Below are 7151 nucleotides of genomic sequence, written 5' to 3'. Positions count from 1 at the left end.
ATCTGAAAAACCTCCGGCTATGCCGGAGGATATTTATTTTTATGACGTTGGCGACAAAAAAACGTCTTCTGGAGCGGAGAAACTGGCGGGAACCGGAAGACCGCTTGCGGCGACGTCATAACCTGTGGACTTACTCAGTTTCTGAAAATCAACCGAGCGCGTTTTTACCCCGTATACCCTGCGGCAAAGTAGGCAGGTTCAATAGTGCGGCGGCGGGGTTTCTTCCGCCTGCGAGGCAACCAGCGCTTCCTGGCTGGATTTAAGTTTCTCCACCAGCAGCCGAAGATGATCGCGCAGTTTTGCCATCTCCAGTTCATGTGCGGTGACGGTTTTGTTCAGTTCTTCAATCGTCAACTCCTGAAAAGCGAGGCGGCTTTCCAGTTCTGCCAGGCGTGCTTCGGCGGTTTTATGCTGCATGGTCCCACTTCCTGTTTTCATTACAGAGACGGATTTTACTGAAGTTAGCCATAACTACCAGCGTTGACTTAACCCAATGAAACTTCTTCAAACAAAAAGAGTCATAATTGCTTCCAAACGCACCGGGGAGATTGTGCAAATTTCCTGGGCGGCGGTATAGTACGCAATTAGTTCATATTAACCTGGGGTGAGAGGCCCCGGTTCTGGAGAGAATGGATGAAATCACTGTTTAAAGTCACGCTACTGGCGGCCACGACGGCTGTTGCCCTGAATGCGCCGCTGGCGTTTGCCGCTGAAGCCGCTAAGCCTGCTGACGCAGCAAGTGTAAGCAAAGCGAGCTTTAAGAACGACGACCAGAAATCCGCCTATGCTCTGGGTGCGTCTCTGGGCCGTTACATGGAAAACTCGCTGAAAGAGCAGGAGAAGCTGGGCATTAAGCTGGATAAAAGCCAGTTGATTGAAGGCGTTCAGGACGCTTTTGCCAATAAGAGCAAACTCTCCGCTGAAGATATTGAGAAGACGCTGCAGAGCTTTGAAGCTCGCGTGAAGAGCGCCGCGCAGGAAAAAATGGAGAAGGACGCGAAAGAAAACGCGGATAAAGGCACCCAGTATCGCGCCGCTTTCGCAAAAGAGAAGGACGTAAAGAAAACCTCTACCGGTCTGCTATACCGGGTTGAGAAAGAAGGTAGCGGCGATGCGCCAAAAAATAGCGATACCGTTGTCGTTAACTATAAAGGTACGCTTATCGATAATACCGAGTTTGATAGCTCCTATAATCGCGGCGAGCCGCTCTCTTTCCGCCTGGACGGGGTTATCCCTGGCTGGACTGAAGGCCTGAAGCACATCAAAAAAGGCGGTAAAATTAAGCTGGTGATTCCGCCTGAACTGGCCTACGGCAAGAACGGCGTTCCGGGTATCCCGGCGAATTCCACACTGGTCTTTGACGTTGAGCTGTTGGATATCAAGCCGGCAGCGAAAGAAGATAATAAGGCTGGCGAAAAAGCGGCTGACGCGAAAGGCGCGACCAAAGGCAAGTAATATACGTTACAGCGCGCCGCTTTCAAATGGCGTGAGCCTGTTGCCCACTGCGGAGCGAACCGGTCTGGCCCAGAGCTTCAGGAAAATCAAGAAATTGGTTTTCGACTGATAGCGATAAAGTGGCCAAACACGTGGATTTGCTCTCTTTGGCAATACTATACGCCGCCCTCCAGGCGGCGTTTTTTATCCGTTACGCCGTAATACCCCATCCTTAAACGCCGATATCAATAGGGCGCGAAACATTTTAGCGGCAGGACATGCCGCGCCTGCCTGTGGAGGAAGGGCGCAGTCAGACGCCCGTTGACGCAGGAACCCGCCGGGGGGAGAGATTCCGGCTTCCGGTCTGAGCGCTGTAGGATTCCCCCGTTCTTTCAGACGGGGGAGGACATCAATATCCATGCCCTGTAAGAAAAGCTGGAAAGCCTCGCCGTTGGGTATTACCTTAATGGCCCACAACATGTCAGAGCCGGTGCCGGAGCAACAGGCAGGCTTCAGGAAAGGAGTGAGATTTTTTCATGTCCAGGTCGCTATTAACTAACGAAACCAGCGAACTCGATCTGCTGGATCAGCGTCCCTTCGAGCAGGCCGACTTCGATATCCTTAAGTCCTACGAAGCCGTCGTGGATGGGCTGGCGATGCTGATTGGCCCCCATTGCGAAATTGTGCTGCATTCGTTACAGGACCTGAAGTGCTCTGCAATCCGCATCGCCAACGGCGAACATACCGGGCGCAAAATTGGCTCGCCGATTACCGATCTGGCGTTGCGCATGTTGCACGATATGACAGGCGCAGATAGTAGTGTATCGAAATGCTATTTCACGCGCGCTAAAAGCGGCGTGTTGATGAAATCGGTTACTATCGCGATTCGTAACCGCGAACAGCGCGTGATTGGCTTGCTGTGTATCAATATGAATCTTGATGTGCCGTTTTCTCAGGTTTTGAGTACGTTTGTGCCGCCGGTTACGCAGGATGAAGTGGCCCCGTCGGTTAACTTCGCTTCTTCAGTGGAGGACCTGGTTACCCAGACGCTGGAATTTACTATAGAAGAGGTGAACGTAGATCGCAGCGTATCCAACAATGCTAAAAATCGGCAAATTGTGCTCAACCTCTATGAGAAAGGCATCTTTGACATTAAAGACGCGATTAGCCAGGTAGCCGACAGGCTGAATATTTCCAGACATACGGTCTATCTCTATATTCGGCAGTTCAAAAACGGCGATTTACAGGGGCAGGAAAAGTAATGCGATTTGCCCTGATGGTGACCGGGCCTGCCTATGGCACTCAACAGGCGAGCAGCGCATATCAGTTTGCGCAGGCGTTGTTGAAGGAGGGGCATCAGCTTGAAAGCGTGTTTTTCTATCGTGAAGGCGTTTATAACGCCAACCAGTTAACGTCGCCTGCCAGCGATGAGTTTGATCTTGTGCGCGCCTGGCAGGCTTTGCATGACGAATACGACGTGGCGCTGCATATTTGCGTGGCTGCGGCGTTGCGCCGCGGCGTCGTAGATGACAGTGAAGCCCGGCGCGCTGGGCTGCCTGCGGCCAATCTCCAGCCTGGGTTTACGCTTAGCGGCCTGGGCCAACTGGCGCAAGCGGCGCTGAGCTGTGAACGGATGGTGCAGTTCTGATGGGGCGCGTCGCTTTTCTTTTTACGCGTGCGCCGCACGGTAGCGCCGCGGGCAGGGAAGGGCTGGATGCGCTACTGGCGACATCGGCCCTGAGCGAGGATATTGGCGTATTTTTTATTGGCGATGGTGTGCTGCAACTTTTGCCGGGCCAGCAGCCGGATAAAATTCTGGCGCGTGATTACATCGCAACTTTCGGCGTGCTGCCGCTTTATGACATTAAACAGTGCTTTGTGTGTAAAGCTTCACTGCTTGAGCGCGGTTTGAGCGACGGGCAGACGCTGGTTATTGAGGCGCAGCATCTGACGCCGCAGACGCTACGCGACCGGTTGCGGGATTACGACATTTTTCTTACTTTCTGAGACGACCATGCTTTTTACCCTCGGCCATTCTCCTTATCACTGTGATTTAAACATGCTGCTGCGTGCCGTTAGCCCTGGCGACGATTTACTGCTATTGCAGGATGGCGTGATCGCCGCGCTGGAAGGAAGCGCCGCGCTTGAACTTCTGCTTAATGCCCCGATATCTGTCTGTGCATTGCAGGACGATATTAATGCGCGTGGTCTGGCTGCTCAGATTTCGTCCCGCATAAGGCAAGTAGGCTATAATGAGTTCGTCAGGCTGGCGGTAAAGCATCGCGGCCATGTCGCATGGTAATGCGTGTTTACCTGTATATTTCTTGACACCCTTTCAGCACAGCCCTAAAATTCCGCGTCCTCATATTGTATGAGGGCGATTTATTACGTGTTTACGAAGCAAAAGCAAAAACCAGGAGCTATTTAATGGCAACAGTTAACCAGCTGGTACGCAAACCACGCGCGCGCAAAGTTGCAAAGAGCAACGTGCCGGCGCTGGAAGCATGCCCGCAGAAACGTGGCGTATGTACTCGCGTATATACCACCACTCCGAAAAAACCGAACTCCGCGCTGCGTAAAGTATGCCGTGTTCGTTTGACCAACGGTTTTGAAGTAACCTCCTACATCGGTGGCGAAGGCCACAACCTGCAGGAGCACTCCGTTGTTCTGATCCGCGGCGGTCGTGTTAAAGACCTCCCGGGTGTTCGTTACCACACCGTTCGTGGCGCGCTTGACTGCTCCGGCGTTAAAGACCGTAAGCAGGCACGTTCCAAGTACGGCGTGAAGCGTCCTAAGGCTTAATGGAACTCCGTTAAGTAAGGCCAAACTGTTTTAACTTAATGTCAAACTAAACTCGTAGAGTTTTGGACAATCCTGAATTAACAACGGAGTATTTCCATGCCACGTCGTCGCGTTATTGGTCAGCGTAAAATTCTGCCGGATCCGAAGTTCGGATCAGAACTGCTGGCTAAATTTGTGAACATCCTGATGGTAGACGGTAAAAAGTCTACTGCAGAATCTATCGTATACAGCGCGCTGGAGACCCTGGCTCAGCGTGCTGGTAAATCAGAACTGGAAGCTTTTGAAGTCGCTCTCGAAAACGTGCGCCCGACTGTCGAAGTTAAGTCTCGCCGCGTTGGTGGTTCTACTTATCAGGTTCCGGTTGAAGTCCGTCCGGTTCGTCGTAATGCCCTGGCAATGCGTTGGATCGTTGAAGCTGCTCGTAAACGCGGTGATAAATCCATGGCTCTGCGCCTGGCGAACGAACTTTCTGATGCTGCAGAAAACAAAGGTACTGCAGTGAAGAAACGTGAAGACGTTCACCGTATGGCAGAAGCCAACAAGGCGTTCGCACACTACCGCTGGTAATCCCTTCGGTGTGTTAGTCACCACGCGGGCGCGTCAGTAAATCCGCCCGCGCTGGTTAACTTACTTGAACGTCTAAGGCAATAGAGGAAACAAATGGCTCGTACAACACCTATTGCACGCTACCGTAACATCGGTATCAGTGCGCATATCGACGCCGGTAAAACTACCACTACCGAACGTATTCTGTTCTACACCGGTGTAAATCACAAAATCGGTGAAGTTCATGACGGCGCCGCGACGATGGACTGGATGGAGCAGGAGCAGGAGCGTGGTATTACTATTACCTCCGCTGCGACCACCACGTTCTGGTCCGGTATGGCTAAGCAGTATGAGCCGCACCGTATCAATATTATCGACACCCCAGGGCACGTTGACTTTACCATCGAAGTAGAACGTTCCATGCGTGTTCTTGACGGCGCGGTAATGGTTTACTGTGCTGTCGGCGGCGTTCAGCCGCAGTCTGAAACCGTATGGCGTCAGGCAAACAAATATAAAGTTCCGCGTATTGCGTTCGTAAACAAAATGGACCGCATGGGCGCGAACTTCCTGAAAGTTGTTGGCCAGATCAAATCCCGCCTGGGCGCGAACCCGGTTCCGCTGCAGTTGGCGATTGGTGCCGAAGACGGTTTCACCGGCGTTGTTGACCTGGTGAAAATGAAAGCCATTAACTGGAACGATGCAGACAACGGCGTTACCTTCACCTACGAAGATATCCCGGCTGACATGCAGGAACTGGCTGAAGAATGGCACCAGAATCTGATCGAATCTGCTGCAGAAGCGTCTGAAGAGCTGATGGAGAAATACCTCGGCGGCGAAGAACTGTCAGAAGAAGAGATCAAAGCGGCTCTGCGTAGCCGTGTGCTGAACAACGAAATCATCCTGGTCACCTGTGGTTCTGCATTTAAGAACAAAGGCGTGCAGGCGATGCTGGATGCGGTTATTGACTACCTGCCGGCGCCGACCGATGTACCGGCAATTAACGGTATTCTGGACGATGGTAAAGATACGCCGGCCGTTCGTCATTCTGACGACAACGAGCCGTTCGCGGCGCTGGCGTTTAAAATCGCAACCGACCCGTTTGTGGGTAACCTGACCTTCTTCCGCGTGTATTCTGGCGTGGTTAATTCTGGCGACACCGTCATGAACTCCGTGAAGTCCGCACGTGAGCGTTTCGGTCGTATCGTTCAGATGCACGCTAACAAGCGTGAAGAGATTAAAGAAGTTCGCGCGGGCGACATCGCTGCGGCTATCGGCCTGAAAGACGTGACTACCGGGGATACGCTGTGCGATCCGAGCGCGCCGATTATCCTGGAGCGTATGGAATTCCCTGAGCCGGTTATCTCTATCGCCGTTGAGCCGAAAACCAAAGCCGACCAGGAAAAAATGGGCCTGGCGCTGGGCCGTCTGGCGAAAGAAGACCCGTCTTTCCGCGTATGGACTGACGAAGAGTCTAACCAGACTATCATCGCCGGTATGGGCGAACTGCACCTGGACATCATCGTTGACCGCATGAAGCGTGAATTCAACGTTGAAGCGAACGTCGGCAAACCGCAGGTTGCTTACCGTGAAACTATCCGTGATGCCGTTAAAGACATTCAGGGTAAACACGCGAAACAGTCTGGCGGCCGTGGTCAATATGGCGATGTGGTTATCGACATGTATCCGCTGGAACCAGGCGGCGTAGGCTACGAATTCATCAACGATATTAAAGGCGGTGTTATTCCTGGCGAATACATCCCGGCCGTTGATAAAGGTATCCAGGAACAGTTGAAGTCTGGCCCGCTGGCCGGCTACCCGGTAGTAGACTTAGGTGTACGTCTGCACTACGGTTCTTACCATGACGTTGACTCCTCTGAACTGGCGTTTAAACTGGCTGCGTCTATCGCCTTTAAAGAAGGCTTTAAGAAAGCGAAGCCGGTTCTGCTTGAGCCTATCATGAAGGTTGAAGTAGAAACCCCGGAAGAGAACATGGGCGATGTTATCGGCGACCTTAACCGTCGTCGCGGTATGATCGAAGGTATGGATGATACGCCGACCGGTAAGACTGTACGCGCCCAGGTTCCGCTGTCTGAAATGTTTGGTTACGCAACCGACCTGCGTTCCCAGACTCAGGGCCGTGCTTCTTACTCTATGGAGTTCCTGAAGTACGCTGAAGCGCCGAACAATGTCGCGCAGGCCGTTATCGAAGCCCGTGGTAAATAACCCAGGGTTAAAAACAATGATCCAGTGCTCTCTCCAGGGGTGAGAGCACAAAAGTAAGGAATATAGCCGTGTCTAAAGAAAAATTTGAACGTACAAAACCGCACGTTAACGTCGGCACTATCGGCCACGTTGACCACGGTAAAACC

The 7151-nt window shown here is 52.5% G+C and carries 10 protein-coding genes and 1 pseudogene; 10 read left to right on the top strand and 1 reads right to left on the bottom strand.

Features of this window, described 5'->3' with window-relative positions; genetic code table 11:
* Positions 1-198 precede the first annotated feature (198 nt).
* Positions 199-417, bottom strand: coding sequence for a protein SlyX (locus JJB97_RS17240; RefSeq protein WP_238715320.1), 219 nt, complete (start codon positions 415-417; stop codon positions 199-201).
* A gap of 216 nt (positions 418-633) precedes the next feature.
* Here JJB97_RS17240 and fkpA point away from each other — a divergent pair, with 216 nt between their 5' ends.
* The 10 genes and pseudogenes from fkpA to JJB97_RS17195 form a co-directional block, all read left to right on the top strand.
* Positions 634-1455: an FKBP-type peptidyl-prolyl cis-trans isomerase gene (gene fkpA / locus JJB97_RS17235; RefSeq protein WP_238715319.1), complete on the top strand. Its 822-nt coding sequence runs from the start codon at positions 634-636 to the stop codon at positions 1453-1455.
* Between the two features lie 214 nt (positions 1456-1669).
* Positions 1670-1770: pseudogene (locus JJB97_RS18825) on the top strand (hypothetical protein); the annotation flags it as partial.
* 200 nt (positions 1771-1970) lie between these two features.
* On the top strand, positions 1971-2696 hold the full coding sequence (locus JJB97_RS17230) for a helix-turn-helix transcriptional regulator (protein WP_238715318.1): 726 nt from the start codon (positions 1971-1973) through the stop codon (positions 2694-2696).
* Entirely contained in the window at positions 2696-3082 is a 387-nt protein-coding gene (gene tusD, locus JJB97_RS17225; RefSeq protein WP_238715317.1) for a sulfurtransferase complex subunit TusD, read from the top strand. The genes JJB97_RS17230 and tusD overlap by 1 nt, the downstream gene beginning before the upstream one ends.
* On the top strand, positions 3082-3441 hold the full coding sequence (tusC, locus tag JJB97_RS17220; protein WP_238715316.1) for a sulfurtransferase complex subunit TusC: 360 nt from the start codon (positions 3082-3084) through the stop codon (positions 3439-3441). The genes tusD and tusC overlap by 1 nt, the downstream gene beginning before the upstream one ends.
* 7 nt (positions 3442-3448) lie before the next feature.
* Entirely contained in the window at positions 3449-3736 is a 288-nt protein-coding gene (gene tusB, locus JJB97_RS17215; RefSeq protein WP_238715315.1) for a sulfurtransferase complex subunit TusB, read from the top strand.
* A 125-nt stretch (positions 3737-3861) separates the two neighbouring features.
* Positions 3862-4236, top strand: coding sequence for a 30S ribosomal protein S12 (gene rpsL, locus JJB97_RS17210; RefSeq protein ID WP_238715314.1), 375 nt, complete (start codon positions 3862-3864; stop codon positions 4234-4236).
* A 96-nt stretch (positions 4237-4332) separates the two neighbouring features.
* Positions 4333-4803 carry a 30S ribosomal protein S7 gene (gene rpsG, locus JJB97_RS17205; RefSeq protein WP_238715313.1) on the top strand — a complete coding sequence of 157 codons (471 nt, stop codon included), beginning with the start codon at positions 4333-4335 and terminating at the stop codon, positions 4801-4803.
* Positions 4804-4896: 93 nt separating this feature from the next.
* On the top strand, positions 4897-7005 hold the full coding sequence (fusA, locus tag JJB97_RS17200) for an elongation factor G (RefSeq protein WP_238715312.1): 2109 nt from the start codon (positions 4897-4899) through the stop codon (positions 7003-7005).
* Between the two features lie 68 nt (positions 7006-7073).
* Positions 7074-7151, top strand: a 78-nt coding sequence (locus tag JJB97_RS17195; RefSeq protein ID WP_001738555.1) for an elongation factor Tu, incomplete at its 3' end; no start/stop codon positions are given.

Origin of the sequence: Tenebrionibacter intestinalis, from assembly GCF_016632365.1 — a bacterium.
GTDB classification, from domain to species: Bacteria; Pseudomonadota; Gammaproteobacteria; order Enterobacterales; family Enterobacteriaceae; genus Tenebrionibacter; species Tenebrionibacter intestinalis.
This window is presented reverse-complemented; position numbering and strand designations above follow the sequence as displayed.

Excerpts from the sequence above, each read along its gene's own strand:
- fkpA (WP_238715319.1), top strand. The coding sequence starts at position 634 with ATGAAATCACTGTTTAAAGTCACGCTACTGGCGGCCACGACGGCTGTT.
- rpsG (WP_238715313.1), top strand. The coding sequence starts at position 4,333 with ATGCCACGTCGTCGCGTTATTGGTCAGCGTAAAATTCTGCCGGATCCG.
- tusC (WP_238715316.1), top strand. The coding sequence starts at position 3,082 with ATGGGGCGCGTCGCTTTTCTTTTTACGCGTGCGCCGCACGGTAGCGCC.
- rpsL (WP_238715314.1), top strand. The coding sequence starts at position 3,862 with ATGGCAACAGTTAACCAGCTGGTACGCAAACCACGCGCGCGCAAAGTT.
- tusB (WP_238715315.1), top strand. The coding sequence starts at position 3,449 with ATGCTTTTTACCCTCGGCCATTCTCCTTATCACTGTGATTTAAACATG.
- fusA (WP_238715312.1), top strand. The coding sequence starts at position 4,897 with ATGGCTCGTACAACACCTATTGCACGCTACCGTAACATCGGTATCAGT.
- JJB97_RS17230 (WP_238715318.1), top strand. The coding sequence starts at position 1,971 with ATGTCCAGGTCGCTATTAACTAACGAAACCAGCGAACTCGATCTGCTG.
- tusD (WP_238715317.1), top strand. The coding sequence starts at position 2,696 with ATGCGATTTGCCCTGATGGTGACCGGGCCTGCCTATGGCACTCAACAG.
- JJB97_RS17240 (WP_238715320.1), bottom strand. The coding sequence starts at position 417 with ATGCAGCATAAAACCGCCGAAGCACGCCTGGCAGAACTGGAAAGCCGC.